Here is a 24,688-nt window from a genome sequence, read left to right as displayed (position 1 = left end):
ACGCAGCCCCAATGGCCTTTTAGATGGTCAGCGTCCAGTCATAGTCGACGATCAGCGGCGCATGCTGGGAGAAGCGTGGCTGACGCGGCAGGCGAGCGTTGCGTACGAAGCGGCGCAGGCCCGGGGTGAGAATCTGGTAGTCGAACCGGTAGCCCAGGTTGAGCATCTCGGCCTGCTCGTTGTCTGGCCACCAGCTGTACTGGTCGCCTTCACGGCTGACTTCGCGCAAGGCATCGACATACCCCATCTCGCCAGTGATTGCATCCATCCAGGCGCGTTCTGGCGCCAGGAAGCCTGGCGACTGCTGGCTGTCACGCCAGTTTTTGATGTCGAGCTTCTGCTGCGCCACGTAGAACGAGCCGCAGTAGATGTATTCGCGACGCTTGCGACGCTGCTTGTCCAGGTACTTGGCGAAGTCGTCCATCAACTTGAACTTCTGGTTCAAGTCTTCGTCGCCGTTCATGCCCGAAGGCAGCAGCAGGCTGGCAATACTGACTTTGTCGAAATCTGCTTGCAGGTAACGCCCGTAGCGGTCGGCTGTCTCGAAGCCCAGGCCGGTGATGACTGCCTTGGGCTGCATGCGCGAGTAAAGGGCCACACCACCTTGGGCAGGCACCTCCGCGTCGCAGGCATAAAGGAAATAGCCATCGAGCTGGAAAGCTGGGTCGTCGAGTTCAAAGGCCGAGGCGCGGGTATCCTGAAGGCAGATGACGTCGGCATTCTGGGCTTGCAGCCAGCTGAGCAAACCACGCTCGGCCGCAGCCTGAATGCCATTTACGTTCACACTGATGATCCGCATAAATGGCCCCATAAATCTCGTGCGTGTATGATACCCGAGCTCAACCCATTTAGCTAAATCCGTGGTGTCCGGGACTATTCATGCAGCCGTATCAGCGCGACTTTATCCGTTTTGCCATCGATCGCGGGGTACTGCGTTTCGGTGAATTCACCCTGAAATCGGGGCGTACCAGCCCGTATTTCTTCAATGCCGGCCTGTTCAACACCGGTTCCGCCCTGGCTGAACTGGGCCGTTGCTACGCCGCCGCCATCGTCGACAGCAAGATCCCGTTCGATGTGCTGTTCGGCCCGGCCTACAAGGGTATCCCTTTGGCGGCGACTACCGCCGTGGCCCTTGCCGACCAGCATCAGCTGGACGTGCCATGGTGCTTCAACCGCAAGGAAGCCAAGGACCATGGCGAAGGTGGCAGCCTGGTCGGCGCGCCGCTGGCCGGTGACGTGCTGATCATCGACGACGTGATTACTGCCGGTACCGCCATTCGTGAGGTCATGCAGATCATCAACGCCCAGCAGGCCAAGGCCGCTGGTGTACTGATCGCGCTGAACCGTGAAGAGCGCGGCAATGGCGAACTGTCGGCGATCCAGGAAGTGGAACGCGACTTCGGTATCCCGGTGGTCAGCATTGTTTCGCTGACCCAGGTGCTGGAGTTCCTGGCTGACGATCCACAGCTGAAACAGCATCTGCCGGCTGTCGAGGCCTACCGGGCGCAGTACGGGATCTGATCCTGGCCCAGGAATGAAAAAGGCGACCTTCTTCAGAGGGTCGCCTTTTTTGTGCCGCCTGATCTGGCCCTTTCGCGGGTAAACCCGATCCTACATGGGGATTTCCTTTGTAGGAGCGGGTTTACCCGCGAAGAGGCCAGTGCAGGCTAACCGATCAATCAGCGCGGCTTGCGGTTGGTAATCAGGGTGCCCACGCCGCTGTCGGTGAAGATCTCCAGCAGCACTGCATTCGGCACGCGGCCATCGATGATGTGCGAGCTGTTCACGCCGCCCTGCACCGCATCCAGCGCGCACTTGATCTTCGGCAGCATGCCGCCATAAATGGTGCCGTCAGCGATCAGTTCGTTGACCTGCTCGGTGGTCAGGCCAGTCAGCACCTGACCCTGTTTGTCCATCAGGCCGGCGATGTTGGTCAGCAGCATCAGCTTCTCGGCCTTCAGCGCTTCGGCCACCTTGCCCGCCACCAGGTCGGCGTTGATGTTGTACGACTCGCCGTTGGCACCCACGCCGATTGGCGCGATGACAGGGATGAAGTCGCCCTTCACCAGCATGTTCAACAGGTCGGTGTTCACGCTCACCACTTCGCCCACGTGGCCGATGTCGATGATTTCCGGAGTGGTCATCTCAGGCGTCTGGCGGCTGACAGTTAGCTTGCGGGCGCGAATCAGCTCCGCGTCCTTGCCGGTCAGGCCGATGGCGCTGCCGCCGTGGCGGTTGATCAGGTTGACGATGTCCTTGTTGACCTGGCCGCCCAGCACCATCTCCACAACGTCCATGGTCGCCGAATCGGTGACGCGCATGCCGTCGATGAAGTGGCTTTCGATCGACAGGCGCTTGAGCAGGTCACCGATCTGCGGGCCACCGCCGTGGACCACCACCGGGTTGATGCCCACAGCCTTCATCAGCACGATGTCACGGGCGAAGCCCGTCTTGAGCTCCTCGCTCTCCATCGCGTTGCCGCCGTACTTGATCACCAGGGTCTTGCCGACAAAGCGGCGGATGTAAGGCAGTGCTTCGGACAAAACCTCGGCTACATGGGAAGCGGCATCGCGATCGAGGGTCATGCAGGGCTCCTGTAAGGAACAGATAGTCGGTCAGAACGGCAGTTGCAGCTCAGGCTCTACCCGCAGCAACTGGGTGCGGAAAACATCCTTGATACGTTGCAACTCGGCGTCGCTGTCGGCCTCGAAGCGCAGCACCAGCACCGGGGTGGTGTTGGAGGCGCGAACCAGGCCCCAGCCATTGGCGTAGTCGACCCGCACACCGTCAATGGTGGTCAGGTGGGCTTCGCCCCAGTCGGCGTCGCGTTGCAGTGCATCAATGATGCTGAATTTACCCTCGTCGGTCACATCAATATTGATTTCCGGCGTGGAAATATCGTTCGGGAAGGCGGCAAACAGGTTTTCGGCGCTCTGCTGGGTCTTGCTGAGGATCTCCAACAGGCGCGCGGCGCTGTAGATACCGTCGTCAAAACCGTACCAACGTTCCTTGATGAAGATGTGACCGCTCATCTCGCCTGCCAGCAGCGAACCGGTCTGCTTCATCTTCTTCTTGATCAGCGAATGGCCGGTTTTCCACATCAAGGCGCTGCCACCGTGCTGTTCGATCAGCGGGGTCAGGCGGCGGGTGCATTTGACATCGAAGATGATCTCGGCGCCCGGGTTGCGCGACAGCACGTCCTGGGCAAACAGCATCAGCAGGCGGTCGGGGTAGACGATGCTGCCGGTGTTGGTCACCACGCCGACGCGGTCGCCGTCACCGTCGAAGGCCAGGCCGATATCGGCACCGGTTTCCTTGACCTTGGCGATCAGGTCTTCGAGGTTCTCCGGCTTGCCCGGGTCCGGGTGGTGGTTGGGGAAGTTGCCGTCGACCTCGCAGAACAGCGGGATCACTTCGCAGCCCAGGGCTTCGATCAATTGCGGTGCAACCACGCCAGCGGCGCCGTTGCCGCAGTCCACCACCACCTTGAGCTTTTTCGCCAGCTTTACGTCGCCGACGATCTGCTGGAAGTAGCGGTCGAGGATCTCGACCTTCTCCACGCGGCCTTGGGCCAGGGTCAGGTCGTTGGTTTTCAGGCGGGTCAGCAGGGCCTGGATCTGTTCGTTGGCCAAGGTGTCACCGGCGATGACGATCTTGAAACCGTTGTAGTCCGAAGGGTTGTGGCTGCCGGTCAGCATCACACCGGACTTGCCGGCCAGCACGTTGGCTGCGTAGTACAGCGCCGGGGTAGGCACCAGGCCGACGTCGCTGACGTGGCAGCCCGCATCGACCAGGCCCTTGATCAGCTGTTCCACCAGCATCGGGCCCGACAGGCGGCCATCGCGCCCTACCGAAACCTGCGGTTCGCCCTGGGCCAGGCTTTGCGCGCCGATGGCGCGGCCGATCCAGTAGGCGGTTTCGGCGTGAAGGGTCTTGCCGACCACGCCGCGTATGTCATATGCGCGGAAAATGCTGTCGGGCAATGCGGCGGGGACCAGGTGGGCCATGTCGTTCATCTCTGGAAGCTCCATTAGTCAAAGGCTTTCTGGGCAGGCGCAAACTGAACGCTTGGACGGTGGTTTCGCCAGAGAGTTCGCCATCCTTGGCCTGAACGGTCATTTGCCGGCTCAGTGGCTGCCGGAGTGGCCGAAGCCGCCAGCGCCACGCTGGCTTTCGTCGAACGCTTCGACGATGTCGAAGTGAGCCTGCACCACCGGTACCAGCACCAGCTGGGCGATACGCTCGCCAACCGCGATGGTGAACGGCGTGTTGCCGCGGTTCCAGCACGACACCATCAGCTCGCCCTGGTAGTCCGAATCGATCAGGCCGACCAGGTTGCCCAGCACGATGCCGTGCTTATGGCCCAGGCCCGAGCGCGGCAGGATGACTGCCGCCAGGCCCGGGTCGCCGATGTAGATCGACAGGCCGGTAGGAATCAGGATGGTCTGGCCCGGTTCGAGGAGGGTGTCTTCCTTGAGCAGGGCGCGCAGGTCGAGGCCGGCGGAGCCGGGGGTGGCGTACGCGGGTAGCGGGAATTCGCTGCCCAGGCGTGGGTCGAGGATCTTGGCTTGAAGAGCGTGCATGTAACTTATTGAACCTGGTTAAGCCGTTCGGCGATGAAGGCGACCAGTTGCCGGGCAATCTTGCCCTTGCTGGTCTGCGCGAAGAGGGTCTGGTGCTGCTGGCGGTCGATCACGGTCAAGGCATTTTCTTCGCTGTTGAAGCCGATGCTGGGGTTGGCCACATCATTGGCGACGATCAGGTCGAGGTTCTTGTCCTTGAGCTTGCGCGTGGCGTAATCGAGCAGGTGCTCGGTTTCGGCGGCAAAGCCGACGCTGAACGGGCGGTCGGCGCGGCCAGCAATGGTGGCAAGGATATCGGGATTACGCACCATCTGCAGCAGCATGCCGTCGCCGGTCGTAGGATCTTTCTTCAGTTTTTGTGTGGCAACGACTTCGGGGCGGTAGTCCGCAACCGCTGCCGAGGCAATGAACAGGTCGCACGGCATGGCCGCTTCACAGGCCGCGAGCATGTCTCGCGCGCTGACGACGTCGATGCGGCTGACCCGGTCAGGGGTTGGCAAGTGCACAGGGCCCGTGACGAGGGTCACCCGAGCCCCTGCTTCGGCGGCCGCTTCGGCCAGGGCGAAGCCCATCTTGCCGGAGCTATGATTGGTGATGTAGCGCACCGGGTCGATGTTTTCCTGGGTCGGCCCGGCGGTGATCAGCACGTGCTTGCCGGTCAGTGCCTGGCGCTTGAAGCTTTCCGCGGCGCACCAGGCCAGGTCGGTGGCTTCCAGCATGCGCCCCAGGCCGACGTCGCCACAGGCCTGGCTGCCGGATGCCGGGCCGAACACCTGAATGCCACGGCTCTTGAGCAGCTCGAGGTTGGCCTGGGTGGCCGGGTCGCGCCACATGGCCTGGTTCATCGCCGGCGCCACGGCGACGGTGGCGTCAGTGGCCAGCACCAGCGTGGTCAGCAGGTCGTCTGCCATGCCTTGGGCCATGCGTGCCATGAGGTCGGCGGTGGCAGGGGCGATCAACACCAGATCCGCCCACTTGGCCAGTTCGATATGGCCCATGGCTGCTTCGGCGGCCGGGTCGAGCAGGTCCATGTGCACGGGGTGGCCCGACAGCGCCTGCAGGGTCAGCGGGGTGATGAATTCGGCACCACCCCGTGTCATGACGACGCGCACCTGCGCGCCGTGCTCGAGGAGACGGCGAATCAGCTCGGCGCTTTTGTAGGCGGCAATGCCGCCACCCACGCCGAGAACGATGCGCTTGCGATACAGCCGCTGCATAGGCTTGCCTTTTTCCAGTGAGAGCGGGCGGCGACGTTTGAAAATGCCTGCGGCGGAACGTCGCATGTACGAGGCGAAATAGATTAACACAGGGCCGAAATGGGCCGCAGCAAAGGCAGGGGCGGAATGAACATCAGGGAGTGGCCGGCGGAAGAACGGCCTAGGGAGAAGTTGTTGCAGCGCGGGGCAGGGAGCCTGACAGATACGGAGCTGCTGGCCGTTTTTCTCGGCTCAGGCATACGTGGGCGCAATGTCGTGGAGCTATCGCGAGGCTTGTTGGTGAAGTTCGGCAGCTTGCGCCGGTTGCTGGAGGCCGACCGCGAGGCCTTCGTCGGCGAGCTCGGGTTGGGCCCGGTGAGGTACAGCCAGCTGCAGGCACTGCTTGAGATCGGCCGCAGGCACCTTGCAACGTCGATTGAGCGGGAGTCTGCCATGGACAGCCCGGCAGCGGTGCGACGCTACTTGAAAGCCATGCTCAGGCATGAGGCCAGCGAGGTGTTCGGGTGTCTGTTTCTCGATACCAAGCACCGGCCACTGGCATTCGAGATCCTGTTCAGGGGCACGATAGATCGGGCGAGTGTCTATCCGCGAGAGGTGGTGCGGCGGGCGTTGGTGCACAACGCTGCGGCATTGATCCTGTGCCACAACCATCCTTCAGGGATCAGTGAACCGAGTCAGGACGATGTGCATTTGACCCTGTCGTTGAAGCGGGGGCTGGCGTTGATTGATGTGCGGGTGCTGGATCACATCATCATTGGTGATGGGGAGCCGTTGTCGATGGTCGAGCATGGGTGGATTGTGGCCTGAGGGACTACTGAGAGCCTTATAGGGTCAGTACGGGCCCTTTCGCGGGTAAACCCGCGAAGAGGCCGGTACAGGCTTACTTGGTCACCGTCACCTTGCTGAAATCCAGCCGCCCGAACGGGCTCACCTGGTACCCCTCGACGCCTTGGCGCAGCAAGGTCGCCGCCGTCGGGTGCGCCAGTGGCACCCACAGCGCCTGCTGCTGGATCAGTGTCTGCGCCTGTTGGTACAGCCGGCTGCGCACGCTCTGGTCATTGGTGGTGCGCCCGGCGCTGATCAGCTGGTCGAGGCGGCTGTCGCAGAAGCGTGCGAAGTTGGTCCCTGACTCTACCGCCGCACAGGAAAACTGCGGGCTGAGGAAGTTGTCCGGGTCGCCGTTGTCGCCCGCCCAGCCCATGAACAGCAAGTCATGCTCGCCGGCCTTGGCGCGGCGTATCAGTTCGCCCCACTCGATCACGCGGATCTCCGCTTTCACGCCAATCTTCGCCAGGTCGGCTTGCAGCATCTGCGCGCCAAGGCTGGGGTTGGGGTTGAGCAGGCTACCCGAGGGCCGGGTCCAGATGGTGGTACTGAAGCCTTCGGCCAGCCCGGCCTTGGCCAGCAGGGCTTTGGCTTTCTTCAGGTCCAGCGGGTAGCCGGGCAGGTCCTTGGCGTAGCTCCAGGTGTTAGGGGGGTAGGGGCCGTTGGCAGCCACCGCAGAGTCTTCGAACACGGCCTTGAGGTAGGCCTGCCTGTCGAAGGCCAGGTTGATCGCCTGGCGCACTTCCGGCTTGTCCAGCGGCGGGTGCTGGCTGTTGATGGCGACGAAGGCAGTCATGAATGCCGGGGTGGTGGCCACCTTGAGGTTACCGTCCTTGCCCGCTTCGGCAATGTCCAACGGCTTGGGCGACAGGGCAACCTGGCACTCGCCACGCTTGAGCTTCTGCAGGCGCACGTTGGCATCGGTGGTGATGGCGAAGATCAGCGGGTCGACCGCCGGCTTGCCGGCGAAGTAGTCCGGGTTGGCGCGGTAGCGCACCACGGCGTCTTTCTGGAAACGCTGGAACACGAACGGCCCGGTGCCGATCGGTTGGTTGTTGAGCTTCTCCGGCGTACCTGCCTTGAGCAGCTTGTCGGCGTATTCGGCGGAGTAGATCGAGGCGAAGCCCATGCTCAGGGTGGCCAGGAAGGTGGCGTCCGGGTGGCTGAGGGTGAAGCGCACGGTGTTCGGCGACGGTGCCTCGATCGCTTTGATCAGGCTGCCCAGCTGCAGCGATTGGGCATGCGGGTAGCCGCCCGGCGCAGTCTTGTGCCAGGCATGGGCCGGGTAGAGCATGCGCTGGAAGCTGAACAGCACGTCGTCGGCATTCAGCTTGCGGCTTGGCTTGAAGTAGGGGGTGCTGTGAAACTTGACGTCATCGCGCAGGGTGAAGTCATACACCAGGCCGTCGGCCGATACCGTCCAGCTGGTCGCCAGGCTCGGCACCACCTTGCCTTGCGCCGCATCGAACTCCACCAGGCGGTTCATCAGCACGTCGGCGGTGGCGTTGGTGGTGGTGAGCGAATTGTACTGCACCACGTCGAAACCTTCGGGGCTGGCCTCGCTGCAAACGCTCAGCGGAGCGGCCTGGGCAACGCCGGCGGCGAACAGGGAGGTGAACAATAAGGAAAGTGCGGCGGCACGCATGGTGGCTCCTTGGCTGTCAGTGGCCCATCTGCCAGTGCAGTCTGTAAAAGGCCTACCCTAGTGCGCCCGCCGGCAAATGACCACACCCTTTTTTGCAAATCTTGCGACGAGCGGTCGACGACTGGCGGGGCCTGCCGCTATGCTGGCCCGGCGCGTTCTGGCTAGCGGTAATGTGCATCTACTGTTGTTGCAGCCAAGTCTTTCTGGTATAAAGCAGCGCTCTTTTCTAGGGGCTCGGCCTGTCGCATCAGCGGATCCGGTCGATAAGGCCTCCAGAATCACGGCGCCCAGGCGCCAAAGACTGAGAGATTAAGCGGCCAACCCATGCCGGGTTGGGCATGTGGTTTTAGAGGGCTGAGTCATGTCGAGAGTCTGTCAAGTTACTGGTAAGGGTCCAGTAACCGGGAACAACATTTCCCACGCAAACAACAAAACCCGTCGTCGTTTCCTGCCGAACCTGCAGCACCACCGTTTCTGGGTTGAATCCGAGAAGCGTTTCGTGCGTCTGCGCGTTTCCGCCAAAGGCATGCGTATCATCGACAAGCGCGGCATCGACGCCGTTCTGGTTGACATCCGTAAAGCTGGCGCCAAGGTTTAAGGGAGAGCATCATGCGTGAATTGATCCGTCTGGTTTCGAGTGCCGGTACCGGCCACTTCTACACCACCGACAAGAACAAGCGCACCACCCCGGACAAAATCGAGATCAAGAAATATGATCCGGTTGTTCGCAAGCACGTGGTGTACAAGGAAGCCAAGATCAAGTAATTGATCGGCGACCTGAAAAAAAACCCGCATCCGAAAGGACGCGGGTTTTTTTTGGGCTGCAGCAGGGTCAGTTGAAGGCGAAACTCTGGATCATCAGGTCGGCGTCGGCCTTGATCTGGATGCGCGCGGCGTCGTAGTCGCGGGTGGACATCTCGTTGGGGCCAACCACGCGAGTGCGCCCGGTGAGGGCGCAAATGGTGCCTTTCAGCTCCGGCACGTAGCGGGTGCCGACCAGGTGAGCGAGGGTTTGCAGAACTTCTTCGTTGGTCATGCTGATTTTCCTTGTGAGGCTGAATGGCCCGAAACGGGCAGGGTCATCCTCACGCATGCCTGCAAAATCCCTGCGCTACATAATTATTTCTGCTCGAACATCACATAGATCTTGCGGCACGGCTCCAGCACCTCCCAAGTGCCTTTGAAGCCGGCGGGGATGACAAACCGATCGCCGGCACGCAGGGTTTTAGCCCCGCCGTCCTGATCGCGCAGCACCGAAACGCCCTGGACGATCTCGCAGTATTCGTGCTCCGTGTAGTTCACTGTCCACTGGCCCACCTCACCTTCCCATACGCCAGCGGCAAACTGCCCACACGGGCTGGAATAATGGTTGTAGACCGCCTGGTCCGGTTCGCCCTTGAGAACTTTCTCTGCAGCCGGGCGGTAGCGTTCGGCTTCGGTGAGGACCTGCGCGAAGTCGATGATGCTATCGATACTCATGGTTCGGCTCCTGTTGTTGTTTAATAAAATGAACATCAGTAGGCTTTTGAGCCTCTCGTGTCAAATATATTGATAGTTTACACCGGCTGGTTTAGGGTATCGCTTGCCAGTGTGCGCTTGGCGCCCGGCCAGAATTCTGACAACGCCTGTGAGTCCTCAGTGCGGCGTTGCACCTAAACAAGAGGAGGAGTTTCGTATGACCACCCTGACCCGTGCGGACTGGGAACAACGTGCCCAGCAACTGAAGATCGAAGGCCGTGCCTTCATCAACGGCGAATACACCGATGCCGCATCCGGTGAAACCTTCGAGTGCCTGAGCCCGGTCGACGGACGCTTCCTGGCCAAGGTTGCCAGCTGCGACCTGGCCGATGCCAACCGCGCTGTTGAAAACGCCCGTGCCACCTTCAACTCCGGCGTGTGGTCGCAGCTGGCCCCGGCCAAGCGCAAGGCCAAGCTGATCCGTTTCGCCGACCTGCTGCGCAAGAACGTCGAAGAGCTGGCGCTGCTGGAAACGCTGGACATGGGCAAGCCGATTGGCGACTCCTCCAGTATCGACATCCCAGGTGCGGCCCAAGCCATCCACTGGACTGCCGAAGCCATCGACAAGGTCTACGACGAAGTTGCCCCGACCCCGCATGATCAGCTTGGCCTGGTTACCCGCGAGCCGGTAGGTGTGGTCGGTGCCATCGTACCTTGGAACTTCCCGCTGCTGATGGCCTGCTGGAAGCTCGGCCCGGCGTTGGCCACCGGTAACTCGGTCGTGCTCAAGCCGTCCGAAAAATCGCCGCTGACTGCCATCCGCATCGCCCAACTGGCGATCGAAGCCGGTATCCCGGCTGGCGTGCTGAACGTGCTGCCAGGCTATGGCCACACCGTGGGCAAGGCACTGGCCCTGCACATGGACGTCGATACCCTGGTGTTCACCGGTTCGACCAAGATCGCCAAGCAGCTGATGGTTTACGCGGGCGAGTCGAACATGAAGCGCATCTGGCTGGAAGCCGGTGGCAAGAGCCCGAACATCGTCTTTGCCGACGCCCCGGACCTGCAAGCTGCCGCCGAAGCCGCCGCCAGCGCCATCGCCTTCAACCAGGGCGAAGTGTGCACTGCAGGTTCCCGACTGCTGGTCGAGCGTTCGATCAAGGACAAGTTCCTGCCGATGGTGGTAGAAGCCCTGAAAGGCTGGAAGCCAGGCAACCCGCTGGACCCGCAGACCACTGTCGGTGCCTTGGTCGATACCCAGCAGATGAACACCGTACTGTCGTACATCGAGGCTGGCCACAAGGACGGCGCCAAGCTGCTGGCCGGCGGCAAGCGCACCCTGGAAGAGACCGGCGGCACCTACGTCGAGCCGACCATCTTCGACGGCGTGACTAATGCCATGCGCATTGCCCAGGAAGAAATCTTCGGCCCGGTGCTGTCGGTGATTGCCTTCGACACCGCCGAAGAAGCCGTGGCCATTGCCAACGACACCCCGTATGGCCTGGCAGCGGGTATCTGGACCTCGGACATTTCCAAGGCCCACAAAACCGCCCGTGCCGTGCGTGCGGGCAGCGTCTGGGTCAACCAGTACGATGGTGGCGACATGACCGCGCCGTTCGGTGGCTTCAAACAGTCGGGCAACGGCCGTGACAAGTCGCTGCACGCACTGGAGAAGTACACCGAGCTGAAGGCGACCTGGATCAAGCTGTAACCCGGTAGGTCCTTTTCGCGGGCAAGCCCGCTCCTGCAGGTCTTCGCGACCGATGCAGGAGCGGGCTTGCCCGCAAATGGGCCCCTGGAAATATTGGCTGGGAGGCTGCAATGCGTTGGGGTACCTACTTCGCCGTACTGGCATCGGTGCTCAGTGTCGGGCTGGCGCTCGGCGTGAGCATGCCGCTGGTGTCCTTGCGCCTGGAGGCTTGGGGCTACGGCAGCTTCGCCATCGGCGTGATGGCGGCAATGCCGGCGTTGGGCGTACTGGCCGGCGCCAGCCTGGCCAGCCGCCTGGCAGGGTGGGTTGGCGTACCGTCGGCGATGCGCCTGTGCCTGTGGGGCGGGGCGCTGTCGATTGGCCTGCTCGCGTTGCTGCCTAGTTACCCGTTATGGCTGCTGCTGCGGCTGATGATCGGCATGTCCCTGACCGTGGTGTTCATCCTCGGCGAAAGCTGGATCAACCAACTGGTGGTCGAACAGTGGCGTGGCCGGTTGGTGGCGCTGTATGGCAGCAGCTACGCCCTGAGCCAGTTGGCCGGGCCGTTGGTGCTGGGTTTCCTCGGCTCTGATGACGACTTCGGCTTCTGGGCGGCGACCGGTCTGCTGCTGGCCGCGCCGCTGGTTCTGCTGGGGCGTGGTGGGGCGCCGAGCACGGAAGCCTGCAGTGTCACCTTTGGCGACCTGTTCGCCTTCTGCCGACGCTTACCGGTAATTGCCTGGGCCATTGCCCTGTTCGCCTCGTTCGAGGCGATGATCCTCACGTTGCTGCCGGTGTATTGCCTGCAGCAGGGTTTCAGCACCGAAATCGCCTTGTTCATGGTGAGTACCGTGGTGGTGGGTGATGCGGTGCTGCAGTTGCCCATCGGCGCGCTGGCCGACCATATGTCGCGACGTACCTTGTTTACTGGCTGTGCGGTGACCCTGCTGGTGTCCAGCCTGGCGATCCCGCTGCTGTTGCACACACCGGTTATCTGGCCATTGTGGGTGTTGTTCGGCGCCAGTGCCGGCGGCCTGTTCACCTTGTCGCTGGTGCTGATCGGTGAGCGCTACCGCGATGATGAGTTGGTACGGGCCAATGCCCACGTGGCTCAGCTGTGGGGTATTGGCTGTTTGCTCGGGCCATTGTTGGCGGGGGCGGGGAGCCAGTGGATCAGCGGGCATGCGTTGCTGTTCCTGATGGCGGCCGGGGCTGCGGGGTTGGTGGTATTGACCCGGCGGCGCGGAGCCTTTGAGCCGGTTTCTGCCTGATGATTGTTGGGGGCCGCAAGGCCCCCGGAATCGCAGCTACAGCATCTTCTCCAAGCCAACCGCCTTGCTGATCCAGGCATTGAGCCGCCGCCAGACCCCACCCGGCTCAGACGTCAGCACGTGCCGTTGGCCATTGTCCTCGGTCGCCCATACCAGCTTGTTACCTATCAGTTTCACCTGATAGCTCAGCGCAGGCGCCATACCCTGCTGGGCCAGCTCGCGGGTGTATTCGGCCAGCTCTGGGCTGTCCACCATTACCCCGACCTCGGTGTTCCACAATACTGAGCGCGGGTCGAAGTTGAACGAGCCGATGAAGGTCTTGCGCCGGTCGAACACGATCGCCTTGGTGTGCAGGCTCGAATCCGAGCTGCCACGGAAACTCAGTCGCCCCGCGCTGGGGTCGCCTGGCTGGCGGCGAAGCTCGTAAAGCTGCACCCCGTGCTCAAGCAAGGCACGACGATAGGGTGCATAGCCTCCATGCACTGCCGGCACGTCGGTGGCTTCCAGCGAGTTGGTCAGCAGCTTCACCGAAACGCCAGCGTCGGCGCGGCCGGTCAGGTACAGCAGCCCCGGTTCGCCCGGTACAAAGTAGGCCGATGCCAGGACCAACTCGCGGTGCACGTTAGCCAGGTCCGGTGCCAGTTGCTGGCTCAGCAGTAATTGCGGGTCCGGTTCGTCTTCGGCCAACACCTTGCTGGGCGCATCCCATAGCGCCTGGGCGTGAGCCCAGATCAGCTCGTTGCGCCACACATCCAGGCGCGGCTGCGACTGGTAGGCCATCAAGCGGTCGTACAGGGCCTTGCGCTGGGTCCTGGCTTTGGCCAGCGACACTTCTAGGCGCTGGCGGCTGGCCCGCAGGTCGTTGGCATCCGGGTCATGCCAGAGGAAGTCGGTGATCGGCCGGCTGAGGGCGCTGTTCCAGTACTGGTCGAAGCTGTGCCCCAACTGCTCGGCTACTGGGCCCACGCCCAGCAGGTCGATGTCGGTGAAGTTGAGGTTGGGCTCGGCATCGAAATACTCGTCGCCCAGGTTGCGCCCGCCGACGATGGCCATGCTGTTGTCCACCAGGAACAGCTTGTTGTGCATGCGCCGGTGCTGGCGCGACAAGTTGAACAGCCGGCCCACGGCGCGCGTAACGCCGGTACTGCGCCCCAGATGCAGTGGGTTGAACACTCGAATCTGGATGTTCGGGTGGGCATTAAGGGTGCCCATGACGGTGTCCAGGCCGTCGCTGGTGGTGTCGTCGAGCAGGATGCGCACGCGCACGCCACGGTCGGCAGCGCGCAGCAGTTCATGCACAAGGGCGCGGGTACTGAGGCCGTCGTGGACGATGTAGTACTGCAGGTCGATGCTCGCCTGGGCGTTGCGTATCAGTTCGGCGCGGGCGCGAAATGCCTCGTTGCTGTTGGGCAGCAGGCGAAAGCCCGAGCGGCCGCCATAGGGCGCGGCTTGGCGCAGCACCGAGCGGCCAAAGGCCGAGTCGTGGGCAGGCAACGCCTGACTGGTTTCGCGGGGCGCGCTGATGCTTGTGCAACCGGCAAGGCCGAGCAACAACACCAGCAGCAGAGGCAAGGCTCGCTGGAGTCTCAAGGGTGGACCGTCCTGTGCAGCAAGGGCTTTAGGGGTTTGACCGTGACGGGCGGCGCAAAGTTACGCGTCGGCGCTTTCGTCATCCAGTAGACGAAGGGCGGTTTCACCTACCTTACGCACGGAGGCTTCGATTTGCGGCGTTGGCCTGGCGGCGAAGTTCATGCGCAGGCAGTGGCGGAACTTGCCCGAGGCCGAAAAGATGCTGCCCACGGCAACCTGCACGCCCTGCTCCAGTAAAGCGCGGTTCAGCCGAAGCGTATCGAGATGTTCGGGTAATTCCACCCACAGCATGAAGCCGCCCTGGGGCCGGCTGACCCGGGTGCCCGCCGGGAAGTAGCGGGTCACCCAGTCGCTCATCAGGTCGCGGCCACGCTGGTACTGGCTGCGCATGCGCCGTACATGGGGCTGGTAGTGCCCGGCGGCGATGAAATCAGCGATGGCCAGCTGAGGCTGGCTGGCGGTGCTGCCGGTGCTGATGTATTTCATGTGCAGCACGCGCTCCAGGTAGCGCCCGGGCGCCACCCAGCCGATCCGCAGGCCGGGCGCCAGGGTTTTGGAGAACGAACTGCAGAGCAGCACGCGGCCATCGTCGTCGAACGACTTCAGGGTGCGTGGGCGTGGGTAGGTATAGGCCAGGTCGCCGTACACATCGTCTTCCAGAATTGCCACGTCATAGCGTTGGGCGAGGCTCAGCAGGGCCTTCTTGCGTGCCTCGGGCATGATGTAACCCAGCGGGTTGTTGCAGCTGGGTGTGATCTGGATGAGCTTGATCGGCCACTGCTCCAGGGCCAGTTCCAGCGCCTCCAGGCTGATGCCGGTGACCGGGTCGGTGGGGATTTCCAGCGCTTTCATGCCCAAGCCTTTGAGGGTTTGCATGGCGCCGTGGAAGCTGGGCGAGTCGACCGCGACGATGTCGCCTGGCTCGCAGACCGCGCGGATGCTGCATGACAGCGCCTCATGGCAGCCGGTGGTGATCACCAGGTCGGCCGGCCCCAGGCGGCAGCCGGAGTCGAGCATCAGCCGGGCCACCTGTTCGCGCAGGGCCAGGTTACCGTGGATGTTGTCGTAGTACAGGCCAGGCATGTCCTGGCGCCGGCTCAACTGGGCAAGGCTGCGCAGCAGCGGCTTCAGGGTGGGGCTGTCGATGTCGGGCATGCCGCGGCCGAGTTGCACCACATCCTGGCGCGGCGTACTGCGCACCAGCTCCAGCACCTGTTCCCACTGCGAGATGTCCACCGGGCGCTGGGCCGGGCGGCTGACTGCGGGCAGTGCCGGCAACTGGCGTTGGTCGCTGACGAAGTAGCCGGACTTGGGCCGCGGCGAGACCATGCCGCTGTCTTCGAGCATGCGATAGGCCTGCTGCACGGTGCTCAGGCTGACCCCGTGCTCCTCACTCAGTGCGCGCACGGACGGCAGGCGCTGGCCGGGGCGATAGAGCCCCTGCTCGATGCGGGCGCCGAGTATTTCGGCGAGATTCAGGTAGAGGCTCACGGCATACTCCTGCGCTGCATTGGCATAGCGACCGGTACAGTTGGGCTGAAAATACAGCATTCAGTCGGCCAGCGGCCAATTCTGTATGGGAATAATAAGGCTGTATTGGATCTGTATTGTCGAGGGTGCCGACGCGCATGCTTTCTCCACGGTAACAACTGAACGGGAGGATGCGGTGATGGGTGGCATGAGCGATGTGCGCTTGCAACTGTTGGCCAAGGAACTGGAAGCCGGGCAGCAGGCCAAGGTGTTCAACGCGCCAGAGGGTTTGGGGCGTTGGGGGCTGATGCTGCATCGCTGGCATACCCGCAGGGCGTTGCTGCTGCTGACCGATGACGAGTTGCGCGATGTCGGGCTGAGCTGGGAGCAGGCCCGGATCGAAGGGCGGAAACCCTTTTGGAAGGACTGACACGGTGGTCGCTGGAGGGCCTGTTGTGCCCCAGACTTGAAACTTGCACCGACCCTGTGGGAGCGGGCATGCCCGCGAAGCAGGCGTCGCGGAGGATGGCACGGGCTTCGCCCGTGTTCGCGGGCACGCCCGCTCCCACAGGGGGCTAGTCAGCTTTTAGATTTTAAGCAAGACAGTTGCTGCCACAAGGATGGGGACTTTCAGGCCAGCTCTTTCAGGCGATGCCACATCATCCCCAGCGCCAGCAGTGGCGAGCGCAGGTGCTTGCCGCCAGGGAAGGTGATGTGCGGCACCTTGTTGAAAAGGTCGAAGCGCCCGCTTTCCTGGCCACTGATGGCTTCACCCAGCAGGCGTGCGGCCAGGTGGGTGGCGTTGAGCCCATGGCCCGAGTAGGCCTGGGCGTAATACACGTTCGGCTGGCTGGCCAGTCGGCCAACCTGCGGCAGGCGATTGGCACCAATGCCGATCATGCCACCCCACTGGTAGTCGATGCGCACGTCGGCAAGCTGCGGGAACACCTTGAGCATCTTCGGCCGCATATAGGCGGCGATGTCCTTCGGGTCGCGGCCTGAATAGTGGCAGGCACCGCCAAACAGCAGGCGGTGGTCGGCGGACAGGCGGTAGTAGTCCAGCGCCACGCGCTGGTCACACACCGCCATATTCTGCGGCAGCAAGGCGTGTGCGCGTTCTTCGCCCAGCGGCTCGGTGGCGATGATGTAGCTGCCGGCCGGCAGCACCTTGCCGCCCAGCTCGCGATTGAGGTCGTTGTGGTAGGCGTTGCAGCACAGTACCAGGGTCTTGGCGCGTACCCGGCCTTGGGCAGTATGCACCTGCACTTCAGTGCCGTAGTCGATGCGGGTGACTTCGGATTGCTCGAACAACTTCACGCCCAGGCGGGCGGCTGCGGCGGCTTCACCCAGTGCCAGATTGAGCGGATGCAGATGCCCGGAGCCCATGTCGACCAACCCGCCCACGTAGCAATCGGCACCGACCACGCTGTGGATATCGTCCTTGCCGACCAGCCGCAGCTCATGTGCATAGCCCAGGCTGCGCAGTTCCTCGGCGTCTTGGGCAAAGCCCAGCAGCTCGGCGGGTTTGTTGGCCAGGTCGCAGTAGCCCCAGGCCAGGTCGCAGGCGATGGCATGCTTTTCTACCCGCTCGCGCACGATCTGTACGGCCTCCAGGCCCATCAGTTTCATGGTGCGCACGCCTTCTTCTCCGATGACCGGGAGGAACTGCTCCAGACCATGACCGACCCCTCGGATCAGTTGCCCGCCATTGCGCCCACTGGCGCCCCAGCCAAGTTTGCGCGCTTCCAGCAGGATGACCGAGAAACCACGCTCGGCCAGCTCGATGGCGGTGTTCAGGCCGGAGTAGCCGCCGCCGATGATGCACACGTCGGCGTTGTGTTCGCCTTGCAGGTAGGCGTGGTCGGGGTGTGGCGCGCTGCTGGCGGCGTAATAGGAGGCGGCGTGCTGCGCGCTGTGGATCATTGGGGCGGCCCTGAAAAATGGAGGGGGGACGAGGATAAGCTGTGCCATCGCGGCCGGGCAACCAGCGAGGGCTTCATGCTCGTTCGCGGGTGAACCCGCGAATAAGCCTATAATCCAATCACTTTTGTCAGCTTGTATCCCGTCATGTCCTGTAACCGCCACAAGATCCACTTCCTGCGCGAACTCATCCCCTCTTTCGAGTGCGAGCCCGGCTGCCACGACTGCTGCGGCCCGGTCACCACCTCGGCGGAAGAAATGGCCCGGCTGCCGCGCAAGTCCCAGGCCGAGCAGGACGCTGCTCTGGAGCGTCTGGACTGCGTGCACCTGGGCCCCCACGGCTGCACGGTGTATGAAGAGCGGCCGATGATCTGTCGGCTGTTCGGTACCACCCCGCGCATGGCCTGCCCGCGTGGTCGTGGCCCTGAACCGATGATCGACCCCGCCGCTGAACAGTTGGTCCACCAGTTCATTGCCACCACCCGCCAGGTGCTGGTCTAGCCTCAGTCCGGGATCGGCAGGCAGAGGCTCTCCTTCACCTCTTCCATCACGATGTAGCTCTTCGACTCGCGCACGTGCGGCAGTTTCAGCAGGATGTCGCCGAGCAGCTTGCGGTACGAGGCCATTTCCGAAATACGCGCTTTCACCAGGTAGTCGAAGTCGCCCGATACCAGGTGGCATTCCAGCACGTGGGGCAGCTTCAAAACCGCGCGGCGGAACTCCTCGAAGGTATCGCCCGACTTGTAGTCCAGGCTGATTTCCACGAACACCAGCAAGCTGCCCTTGAGGTGCTGCGGGTTCAGGCGGGCGTTGTAGCCCATGATGATGCCCTCGCGCTCCAGGCGGCGAACCCGCTCGGTACAAGGGGTGGTGGACAGCCCAACTTTCTCGCCCAGTTCGGTGAAGGAAATACGCCCGTCATTCTGCAGGATACGCAGGATGTTGCGGTCGATCTTGTCCAGTTCACGCTTGGTCTGGTGCTGGGTTCTCATAGGGGATGCCCCTCCGTGAAAGGCGATTTTGCCGAGAATTCTCGCCAATAATAGGCTTTTATATAGTGAATTGCACTGGTCTCAAATTCCTATACTGCGCCCATTCATGCCATTTCAATAAAAGTGTGCGGCGCGCCGCGTGTGAGGGATAAAACGATGCGAGTTCTGGTACTTGGTAGCGGTGTAATCGGAACCGCCAGTGCCTACTACCTGGCCCGGCAAGGTTTCGAAGTCACGGTGGTCGACCGCCAGCCGGCGGTGGCCATGGAAACCAGCTTTGCCAACGCCGGCCAGATCTCGCCCGGCTATGCCTCGCCCTGGGCTGCCCCTGGTGTACCGCTCAAAGCCATCAAATGGCTACTGGAGCGTCACGCCCCCTTGGCCATCAAGCTCACGGGCGACGTCGACCAGTACCTGTGGATGGCACAGATGCTGCGCAACTGCACCGCCAGCCGCTACGCGGTGAACAAGGAGCGTATGGTGCGTCTGTCCGAGTACAGCCGTGACTGCCTCGACGAGCTGCGCGCCGAAACCGGCATCAACTACGAAAACCGCAGCCTGGGCACCACCCAGCTGTTCCGCACCCAGGCCCAGGTCGATGCTGCGGCCAAGGACATTGCCGTACTTGAACAGTCCGGTGTGCCTTACGAGCTGCTCGACCGCGACGGCATTGCCCGCGTCGAACCCGCCCTGGCCGGCGTGAAAGATATCCTGGCCGGCGCCCTGCGTTTGCCGAACGACCAGACTGGCGACTGCCAGCTGTTCACCACCAAGCTCGCCGACATGGCGTTGAAGCTGGGCGTGGAGTTCCGCTTCGGCCAGGACATCCAGCGCCTGGACTTCGCCGGTGACCGCATCAATGGCGTGTGGATCGACGGCAAGCTGGAGACGGCAGACCGCTACGTGCTGGCGCTGGGCAGCTACTCGCCACAGATGCTCAAGCCGCTGGGCATCAAGGCTCCGGTGTACCCGCTGAAAGGTTATTCGCTGACCGTGCCGATCACCAACGCCGACATGGCTCCGACCTCGACCATTCTCGACGAGACCTATAAGGTTGCGATCACCCGTTTCGATAACCGCATCCGCGTTGGCGGGATGGCTGAAATCGCCGGCTTTGACCTGTCGCTGAACCCGCGCCGGCGCGAAACACTGGAGATGATCGTCAACGACCTTTATCCTCGCGGCGGTGACTTGAGCCAGGCCAGCTTCTGGACCGGCCTGCGCCCGGCGACCCCGGACGGCACGCCGATCGTGGGTGCCACGGGGTTCCGCAACCTGTTCCTGAACACCGGTCACGGTACCTTGGGCTGGACCATGGCGTGCGGTTCCGGTCGCTTGCTGGCCGACCTGATTGCGCGCAAGAAGCCGCAGATCAGTGCCGAAGGCCTGGATATCTCCCGGTATGGCAACAGCCGGGAAGTGGCCAAGCACGGGCAAAGCGCGCCGGCTCACCAGCAGTAATAGCCTGTGCCGGCCCATTCGCGGGCTTGCCCGCTCCCGCAGGAACACCACCGCTTTTGAAAGCTGTGCACGACCTGTGGGAGCGGGCAAGCCCGCGAAGAATCCACCACCGATTTCAACCCGAACCACCATAAGGCAGCCGCCATGCGTCCCGCCCGCGCCCTGATCGACCTCCAGGCCCTGCGCCACAACTACCGTCTGGCCCGTGAACTGACCGGTGCCAAAGCCCTCGCCGTGATCAAGGCCGACGCCTATGGCCACGGCGCCGTGCGCTGTGCCCTGGCCTTGGAGGCCGAGGCCGATGGCTTTGCGGTGGCCTGCATCGAGGAGGCACTGGAACTGCGCGCCGCGGGTATCAATGCCCCGGTGTTGCTGCTGGAAGGTTTTTTCGAAGCCAGCGAACTGGCACTGATCGCCGAGCACGACCTGTGGTGCGTGGTGCACTCGCTGTGGCAGCTGGAAGCCATCGAGAAAACCCCGCTGCACAAGCCGCTCACCGTCTGGCTGAAGCTGGACAGTGGCATGCACCGCGTTGGCCTGCACCCCAAGGACTACCACGATGCCTACCAGCGACTGCTGGCCAGTGGCAAGGTTTCGCGCATCGTGTTGATGAGCCACTTCGCTCGCGCCGACGAACTGGACGCTGACGCTACCGCCCAGCAAATTGCCGTGTTCGAAGCTGCCCGACAGGGCCTGGCCGCCGAATGCAGCCTGCGTAACTCACCCGGTGTGCTGGGCTGGCCGCAAGCGCCCAGCGACTGGGTACGCCCAGGCCTGATGCTGTACGGCGCCACGCCGTTCGAAGTGGCGCAGGCCGAGGCCGCACGCCTGCAACCGGTGATGACCCTGCAATCGCGGGTGATCAGCGTGCGCGAGCTGCCTGCCGGCGAGCCGGTGGGCTATGGTGCCAAGTTCGTCAGCCCTCGGCCGACCCGCGTGGGTGTGGTCGCCATGGGCTATGCCGATGGCTACCCGCGCCAGGCGCCCAACGGCACCCCAGTGCTGGTCGCCGGCAAGCGTACCCACCTGATCGGCCGGGTGTCGATGGACATGCTCAGCATCGACCTCACCGACGTACCGCAAGCCACTGTCGGCAGCCCGGTCGAACTCTGGGGCAAGCAGGTGCTGGCCAGTGAAGTGGCCGCGCAGGCGGGCACCATTCCGTACCAGATCTTCTGCAACCTGAAGCGAGTACCACGGGACTACGTCGGCGAATGAGACGCTGAAGCGGACAGGTTGGGGGCGGTGTGTTGTAAATACTGAACGGCATTGCCATGATATCGTTCACATCCACTCCCCTTTCACCGTTTCAGGAGGCTCCAGCTTTGGACGTCGGCGAACGACTGCAAGCCATCCGCAAGCTCAAGGGCCTGTCGCAGCGCGAACTCGCCAAGCGTGCTGGCGTGACCAACAGCACCATCTCGATGATCGAGAAGAACAGCGTAAGCCCCTCTATCAGCTCGCTGCGCAAGGTGCTGAGCGGCATTCCCATGTCCATGGTCGAATTCTTTTCGGTCGAGCTGGAGCCGCAAAGCCCGACTCAGATCGTCTACAAGGCCCACGAGCTGATCGATATCTCGGACGGTGCGGTGACCATGAAGCTGGTGGGCAAGTCGCACCCCAACCGTGCCATCGCTTTTCTGACCGAGGTGTACCCGCCAGGTGCGGACACCGGTGCCGAGATGCTGACCCACGACGGCGAGGAGACCGGTATCCTGCTTGAAGGCCGCCTGGAACTGGTGGTCGGCAACGAGATTTTCGTTCTCGAAGAAGGCGACAGCTACTACTTCGAAAGCACCCGCCCGCACCGCTTCCGCAACCCATTCGACCAGCCGGCGCGGCTGATCAGTGCGGCGACGCCTTCAAACTTTTGATCCAGCGCAGTGCATTGATTCGGCAATACCCCTTTCCTGTGTGGGGTCGTTTCACGGCCTCTGGGTTCCCGCTATACTTTTCAACGCTCGCCGATCCGTGGCCGCGAGCGTGATTAGCCACCATGAGGGTGTTCGCGTGAATCAAATCAAGAAGATGCTGGCCGTACCAGCAGCCGTATTCGCCCTCTGGGCAATGAGCGCAACCGCTGCGACCAATGACGACATCGCCAAGCGCCTGGAGCCGGTTGGCCAGGTGTGCGTCCAGGGCCAGGAGTGCAAAGGCATGGAAGTGGCCGCTGCAGCGGGTGGCGGGGGAGCCAAAACGCCGGATGAAATCATCGCCAAGCACTGCAATGCCTGCCATGGCAGCGGCTTGCTCGGCGCGCCTAAAATTGGTGACACCGCGGCGTGGAAAGAACGCGCCGACCACCAGGGCGGCCTGGATGGCATCCTGGCCAAGGCCATTACTGGCATCAACGCCATGCCGCCAAAGGGCACCTGTGCAGACTGCTCGGATGAAGACCTGAAAGGGGCGATCAAGAAAATGTCCGGGCTGTGATTTACAGCTGAATTGCATGAGGCCCGCCGTTGATGGCGGGCTTTGTTTTTTTGTTGCCTGGGCCGGCCTCTTCGCGGGCAACCAATTACTTCAGCCCTATGTCCAACTCCTGAACCCATGGATGTTTCAGGAGGCCCAGATGCACCTCTGCTCCATCGACCAGGCTGTCGAGCAGGTCTTGTCCCGGCTGCCAGCCCATATCCACATGGGCCTGCCTTTGGGCCTGGGCAAACCCAATGCCTTCGTCAACGCGCTTTACGCCCGCGTACGCGAGCTGCCCGAACGGCGCCTGACCATCTATACCGCACTTTCCCTCGGCCGCCCGCCACTGGGCGATGGCCTGCAGCGGCGCTTTCTCGAACCCTTCGTCGAGCGTGTCTTCGCTGACTACGAAGAGCTCAGTTACCTCGCAGACCTGCGCAACGACAGCCTGCCGCCCAACATCCGTGTCGAACAGTTCTTCATGCAGCCCGGCAGCCTGCTGCACAGCGAATCGGCCCAGCAGGACTACGTCAGCAGCAACTACAGCCACGCCGCACGTGATATCAACGCCAAGGGCCTGAACCTGGTCGCCCAGTTGGTGGCCGCCACCCCCGAAAAGCCCGTGCACCTGAGCCTGGCCTGCAACCCAGACATCACCCTCGACCTGCTGCCGATGATCGCCAAGCGCCGCGCTGCAGGCGAAACCATCCTCATGCTGGGCCAGGTGCATGCCGAACTGCCCTACATGCCAGGCGATGCCGAGCTGCCCATCGATGCCTTCGACCTGCTGCTCGATGAAGTAGAGCAACGTCGGCTGTTTTCCACACCAAACATGCCGGTTGGCATTCAGGACCACTGCATCGGCCTGCACGCCAGCAGCCTGGTACGCGATGGCGGTACGCTGCAGATCGGCATTGGTGCCATGGGCGATGCGGTTGCGGCGGCATTGCTGGCACGTCAGGGCGACAACGCCGGTTACCGAGCGGTGCTCAAGGCGCTGGATGTCGGACCGTGGCAGGCGTTGATCGAGCGAGAAGGGGGCCTGGACACCCTTACCCACGGCTTGTACGGCTGCAGCGAGATGTTCGTCAACGGCTTGCTGGTGCTGGCCGAAGCAGGGCTGCTACGACGCCCGGCGGACGAGCAAGGCGCAATACTGCATGGCGGCTTTTTCCTCGGCCCGCAAGCGTTCTACCAGCGCTTGCGCGAGATGCCGCTGGAGCAGCGCGCGCAGTTTGTCATGACCCGTATCAGCTTCATCAACGAGCTCTATGGGCAGGAGGCACTCAAGCGCCGACAACGTCGTGATGCGCGCTTCATCAACACCGCGTTTGGCATGACCCTGCTCGGCGCCGGGGTGGCCGACCAGCTGGAGGGCGGCCGCGTGCTCAGTGGCGTGGGCGGGCAGTACAACTTCGTTGCCCAGGGCCATGCGCTGGAGGGCGGGCGTTCGATCCTGCTCTTGCGCAGCTGGCGCGAGGCAGGCGGGGAGGTGACCTCGAACCTGTTCTGGACCTATGGCCACTGCACCATTCCCCGGCACCTGCGCGATATCGTGGTGACCGAGTACGGCATTGCTGACTTGCGTGGGCAGACTGACAGCGAAGTGATTGCGCGGTTGTTGGCGGTGAGCGATTCGCGGTTCCAGCCGGGCCTGATCAAGCAGGCCAAAGACGCTGGCAAGCTTGCCGACGACTTTCAGCTGGAGGCGCGCTTTACCGACAATACCCCGCAACGCCTGGAGGCGATCAGGGCACAGCATGCGCGGCTGTTCCCGGAGTATCCGATGGGCACGGACTTTACGGCCGAGGAGCGGGATCTGTTGCGGGCGCTGAACTGGTTGAAGAGCAAGTTCAAGCTGAGCGAGGTGCTGGAGCTGGGCAAGGCAGCGTTGGATGCACCGGGGCCGGAAGGGTATGAGCGGCATCTGGCGCGGATGGGGCTGGAGGTTCCGCAAGGGTTGAAAGAGGAGCTTTATCAGCGGCTACTGCTGGCAGGGTTACAGGCGACAGGATAATCGTTTGCGCACACTGGCCTCGTGGAAGTGTCAGATTTTTTGTGTGCGGGCCGGTAACGGCCTGCCGTCAGGCAGGCCTTGATTTCACCAGGTTGGCCTGATGAACCGATCTCCGTACAGAATCGCAAATTGAT

At 62.8% G+C, this 24,688-nt stretch carries 24 protein-coding genes and 1 pseudogene; 13 read left to right on the top strand and 12 right to left on the bottom strand.

From position 1 onward, the window contains the following. Positions 1 to 19: 19 nt before the first annotated feature. A complete protein-coding gene (locus tag I8746_RS14480; RefSeq protein ID WP_003253401.1) occupies positions 20 to 799 on the bottom strand; it encodes an exodeoxyribonuclease III in 780 nt (259 codons plus the stop codon). Between the two features lie 80 nt (positions 800 to 879). Between I8746_RS14480 and pyrE the strand changes: the two genes are divergently transcribed. Then, positions 880 to 1,521: an orotate phosphoribosyltransferase gene (pyrE, locus tag I8746_RS14475; RefSeq protein WP_003253405.1), complete on the top strand. Its 642-nt coding sequence runs from the start codon at positions 880 to 882 to the stop codon at positions 1,519 to 1,521. Positions 1,522 to 1,679: 158 nt separating this feature from the next. Here pyrE and argB read toward each other — a convergent pair whose 3' ends face one another. The 4 genes and pseudogenes from argB to coaBC all read right to left on the bottom strand — a co-directional run bounded on the left by argB (position 1,680) and on the right by coaBC (position 5,800). Next, a complete protein-coding gene (gene argB / locus I8746_RS14470) occupies positions 1,680 to 2,585 on the bottom strand; it encodes an acetylglutamate kinase (protein ID WP_004575216.1) in 906 nt (301 codons plus the stop codon). Positions 2,586 to 2,615: 30 nt separating this feature from the next. Then, a pseudogene (locus tag I8746_RS14465) lies at positions 2,616 to 3,983 on the bottom strand (phosphomannomutase/phosphoglucomutase); the annotation flags it as partial. 144 nt (positions 3,984 to 4,127) lie between these two features. Continuing rightward, the gene (gene dut, locus I8746_RS14460; protein ID WP_003253408.1) at positions 4,128 to 4,583 is read right to left on the bottom strand and encodes a dUTP diphosphatase; all 456 of its coding nucleotides are present in this window, start codon (positions 4,581 to 4,583) and stop codon (positions 4,128 to 4,130) included. A gap of 5 nt (positions 4,584 to 4,588) precedes the next feature. Beyond that, complete coding sequence (gene coaBC / locus I8746_RS14455; RefSeq protein ID WP_003253409.1) at positions 4,589 to 5,800, bottom strand: bifunctional phosphopantothenoylcysteine decarboxylase/phosphopantothenate--cysteine ligase CoaBC; 1,212 nt, start codon at positions 5,798 to 5,800, stop codon at positions 4,589 to 4,591. 126 nt (positions 5,801 to 5,926) lie between these two features. On the opposite strand from coaBC, the gene radC reads away from it, so the two are divergent. Further along, the gene (radC, locus tag I8746_RS14450; protein ID WP_088512617.1) at positions 5,927 to 6,607 is read left to right on the top strand and encodes a RadC family protein; all 681 of its coding nucleotides are present in this window, start codon (positions 5,927 to 5,929) and stop codon (positions 6,605 to 6,607) included. 73 nt (positions 6,608 to 6,680) lie between these two features. Here radC and I8746_RS14445 read toward each other — a convergent pair whose 3' ends face one another. Beyond that, a complete protein-coding gene (locus tag I8746_RS14445; RefSeq protein ID WP_088512616.1) occupies positions 6,681 to 8,270 on the bottom strand; it encodes an ABC transporter substrate-binding protein in 1,590 nt (529 codons plus the stop codon). A 361-nt stretch (positions 8,271 to 8,631) separates the two neighbouring features. Here I8746_RS14445 and rpmB point away from each other — a divergent pair, with 361 nt between their 5' ends. Both rpmB and rpmG read left to right on the top strand, forming a co-directional pair. After that, positions 8,632 to 8,868: a 50S ribosomal protein L28 gene (gene rpmB, locus I8746_RS14440; RefSeq protein WP_003253504.1), complete on the top strand. Its 237-nt coding sequence runs from the start codon at positions 8,632 to 8,634 to the stop codon at positions 8,866 to 8,868. Positions 8,869 to 8,879: 11 nt separating this feature from the next. After that, positions 8,880 to 9,035 (top strand): 50S ribosomal protein L33, encoded by a 156-nt coding sequence (gene rpmG / locus I8746_RS14435; protein ID WP_003253507.1) that lies wholly within the window; start codon positions 8,880 to 8,882, stop codon positions 9,033 to 9,035. A 67-nt stretch (positions 9,036 to 9,102) separates the two neighbouring features. Here the strand turns inward: rpmG and I8746_RS14430 are convergent, their stop codons facing one another. Next, on the bottom strand, positions 9,103 to 9,306 hold the full coding sequence (locus I8746_RS14430; protein WP_004575219.1) for a hypothetical protein: 204 nt from the start codon (positions 9,304 to 9,306) through the stop codon (positions 9,103 to 9,105). Positions 9,307 to 9,389: 83 nt separating this feature from the next. Next, a complete protein-coding gene (locus tag I8746_RS14425; RefSeq protein WP_088512615.1) occupies positions 9,390 to 9,749 on the bottom strand; it encodes a cupin domain-containing protein in 360 nt (119 codons plus the stop codon). A 196-nt stretch (positions 9,750 to 9,945) separates the two neighbouring features. On the opposite strand from I8746_RS14425, the gene I8746_RS14420 reads away from it, so the two are divergent. After that, complete coding sequence (locus tag I8746_RS14420; RefSeq protein ID WP_003253510.1) at positions 9,946 to 11,439, top strand: aldehyde dehydrogenase; 1,494 nt, start codon at positions 9,946 to 9,948, stop codon at positions 11,437 to 11,439. 110 nt (positions 11,440 to 11,549) lie between these two features. After that, positions 11,550 to 12,689, top strand: coding sequence for an MFS transporter (locus tag I8746_RS14415; RefSeq protein WP_003253511.1), 1,140 nt, complete (start codon positions 11,550 to 11,552; stop codon positions 12,687 to 12,689). 36 nt (positions 12,690 to 12,725) lie between these two features. On the opposite strand, the gene I8746_RS14410 is transcribed toward I8746_RS14415, so the two are convergent. Continuing rightward, positions 12,726 to 14,279 (bottom strand): phospholipase D family protein, encoded by a 1,554-nt coding sequence (locus I8746_RS14410; protein WP_017148027.1) that lies wholly within the window; start codon positions 14,277 to 14,279, stop codon positions 12,726 to 12,728. A gap of 60 nt (positions 14,280 to 14,339) precedes the next feature. After that, complete coding sequence (locus I8746_RS14405; RefSeq protein ID WP_221100772.1) at positions 14,340 to 15,770, bottom strand: PLP-dependent aminotransferase family protein; 1,431 nt, start codon at positions 15,768 to 15,770, stop codon at positions 14,340 to 14,342. A gap of 178 nt (positions 15,771 to 15,948) precedes the next feature. On the opposite strand from I8746_RS14405, the gene I8746_RS14400 reads away from it, so the two are divergent. Next, positions 15,949 to 16,179: a DUF1127 domain-containing protein gene (locus I8746_RS14400; protein WP_088512613.1), complete on the top strand. Its 231-nt coding sequence runs from the start codon at positions 15,949 to 15,951 to the stop codon at positions 16,177 to 16,179. Positions 16,180 to 16,379: 200 nt separating this feature from the next. Here I8746_RS14400 and I8746_RS14395 read toward each other — a convergent pair whose 3' ends face one another. Continuing rightward, entirely contained in the window at positions 16,380 to 17,672 is a 1,293-nt protein-coding gene (locus tag I8746_RS14395) for an FAD-binding oxidoreductase (RefSeq protein ID WP_221100771.1), read from the bottom strand. A 144-nt stretch (positions 17,673 to 17,816) separates the two neighbouring features. Between I8746_RS14395 and I8746_RS14390 the strand changes: the two genes are divergently transcribed. Further along, positions 17,817 to 18,170, top strand: a complete 354-nt coding sequence (locus I8746_RS14390; RefSeq protein WP_012054091.1) for a YkgJ family cysteine cluster protein — start codon at positions 17,817 to 17,819, stop codon at positions 18,168 to 18,170. Between the two features lie 2 nt (positions 18,171 to 18,172). Here the strand turns inward: I8746_RS14390 and I8746_RS14385 are convergent, their stop codons facing one another. Then, the gene (locus tag I8746_RS14385; RefSeq protein ID WP_003253520.1) at positions 18,173 to 18,661 is read right to left on the bottom strand and encodes an Lrp/AsnC ligand binding domain-containing protein; all 489 of its coding nucleotides are present in this window, start codon (positions 18,659 to 18,661) and stop codon (positions 18,173 to 18,175) included. A 156-nt stretch (positions 18,662 to 18,817) separates the two neighbouring features. Here I8746_RS14385 and dadA point away from each other — a divergent pair, with 156 nt between their 5' ends. The 5 genes from dadA to I8746_RS14360 all read left to right on the top strand — a co-directional run bounded on the left by dadA (position 18,818) and on the right by I8746_RS14360 (position 24,554). After that, positions 18,818 to 20,122 (top strand): D-amino acid dehydrogenase, encoded by a 1,305-nt coding sequence (dadA, locus tag I8746_RS14380; protein WP_012054090.1) that lies wholly within the window; start codon positions 18,818 to 18,820, stop codon positions 20,120 to 20,122. Positions 20,123 to 20,266: 144 nt separating this feature from the next. Beyond that, on the top strand, positions 20,267 to 21,340 hold the full coding sequence (gene alr, locus I8746_RS14375) for an alanine racemase (RefSeq protein ID WP_003253524.1): 1,074 nt from the start codon (positions 20,267 to 20,269) through the stop codon (positions 21,338 to 21,340). A 107-nt stretch (positions 21,341 to 21,447) separates the two neighbouring features. Next, positions 21,448 to 21,996, top strand: a complete 549-nt coding sequence (locus I8746_RS14370) for a cupin domain-containing protein (RefSeq protein WP_003253526.1) — start codon at positions 21,448 to 21,450, stop codon at positions 21,994 to 21,996. Positions 21,997 to 22,150: 154 nt separating this feature from the next. Further along, positions 22,151 to 22,555 (top strand): cytochrome c5 family protein, encoded by a 405-nt coding sequence (locus I8746_RS14365; protein WP_033723760.1) that lies wholly within the window; start codon positions 22,151 to 22,153, stop codon positions 22,553 to 22,555. Between the two features lie 139 nt (positions 22,556 to 22,694). After that, the gene (locus tag I8746_RS14360; RefSeq protein ID WP_221100770.1) at positions 22,695 to 24,554 is read left to right on the top strand and encodes an acetyl-CoA hydrolase/transferase C-terminal domain-containing protein; all 1,860 of its coding nucleotides are present in this window, start codon (positions 22,695 to 22,697) and stop codon (positions 24,552 to 24,554) included. Positions 24,555 to 24,688: the final 134 nt, after the last annotated feature.

This window comes from Pseudomonas sp. USTB-Z, assembly GCF_019691255.1.
Lineage (GTDB): Bacteria > Pseudomonadota > Gammaproteobacteria > Pseudomonadales > Pseudomonadaceae > Aquipseudomonas > Aquipseudomonas alloputida.
Note: the sequence above shows the minus strand (reverse complement) of the source record. Positions and strands in the feature narration are given on the sequence as shown.

Coding starts and splice junctions, on each gene's coding strand:
- I8746_RS14420 (WP_003253510.1), top strand. CDS start 9,946: ATGACCACCCTGACCCGTGCGGACTGGGAACAACGTGCCCAGCAACTG.
- I8746_RS14385 (WP_003253520.1), bottom strand. CDS start 18,661: ATGAGAACCCAGCACCAGACCAAGCGTGAACTGGACAAGATCGACCGC.
- alr (WP_003253524.1), top strand. CDS start 20,267: ATGCGTCCCGCCCGCGCCCTGATCGACCTCCAGGCCCTGCGCCACAAC.
- pyrE (WP_003253405.1), top strand. CDS start 880: ATGCAGCCGTATCAGCGCGACTTTATCCGTTTTGCCATCGATCGCGGG.
- I8746_RS14480 (WP_003253401.1), bottom strand. CDS start 799: ATGCGGATCATCAGTGTGAACGTAAATGGCATTCAGGCTGCGGCCGAG.
- I8746_RS14360 (WP_221100770.1), top strand. CDS start 22,695: ATGCACCTCTGCTCCATCGACCAGGCTGTCGAGCAGGTCTTGTCCCGG.
- rpmB (WP_003253504.1), top strand. CDS start 8,632: ATGTCGAGAGTCTGTCAAGTTACTGGTAAGGGTCCAGTAACCGGGAAC.
- I8746_RS14415 (WP_003253511.1), top strand. CDS start 11,550: ATGCGTTGGGGTACCTACTTCGCCGTACTGGCATCGGTGCTCAGTGTC.
- I8746_RS14390 (WP_012054091.1), top strand. CDS start 17,817: ATGTCCTGTAACCGCCACAAGATCCACTTCCTGCGCGAACTCATCCCC.
- I8746_RS14445 (WP_088512616.1), bottom strand. CDS start 8,270: ATGCGTGCCGCCGCACTTTCCTTATTGTTCACCTCCCTGTTCGCCGCC.
- argB (WP_004575216.1), bottom strand. CDS start 2,585: ATGACCCTCGATCGCGATGCCGCTTCCCATGTAGCCGAGGTTTTGTCC.
- I8746_RS14395 (WP_221100771.1), bottom strand. CDS start 17,672: ATGATCCACAGCGCGCAGCACGCCGCCTCCTATTACGCCGCCAGCAGC.
- dadA (WP_012054090.1), top strand. CDS start 18,818: ATGCGAGTTCTGGTACTTGGTAGCGGTGTAATCGGAACCGCCAGTGCC.
- I8746_RS14430 (WP_004575219.1), bottom strand. CDS start 9,306: ATGACCAACGAAGAAGTTCTGCAAACCCTCGCTCACCTGGTCGGCACC.
- rpmG (WP_003253507.1), top strand. CDS start 8,880: ATGCGTGAATTGATCCGTCTGGTTTCGAGTGCCGGTACCGGCCACTTC.
- coaBC (WP_003253409.1), bottom strand. CDS start 5,800: ATGCAGCGGCTGTATCGCAAGCGCATCGTTCTCGGCGTGGGTGGCGGC.
- I8746_RS14400 (WP_088512613.1), top strand. CDS start 15,949: ATGGGTGGCATGAGCGATGTGCGCTTGCAACTGTTGGCCAAGGAACTG.
- I8746_RS14365 (WP_033723760.1), top strand. CDS start 22,151: ATGCTGGCCGTACCAGCAGCCGTATTCGCCCTCTGGGCAATGAGCGCA.
- radC (WP_088512617.1), top strand. CDS start 5,927: ATGAACATCAGGGAGTGGCCGGCGGAAGAACGGCCTAGGGAGAAGTTG.
- I8746_RS14425 (WP_088512615.1), bottom strand. CDS start 9,749: ATGAGTATCGATAGCATCATCGACTTCGCGCAGGTCCTCACCGAAGCC.
- dut (WP_003253408.1), bottom strand. CDS start 4,583: ATGCACGCTCTTCAAGCCAAGATCCTCGACCCACGCCTGGGCAGCGAA.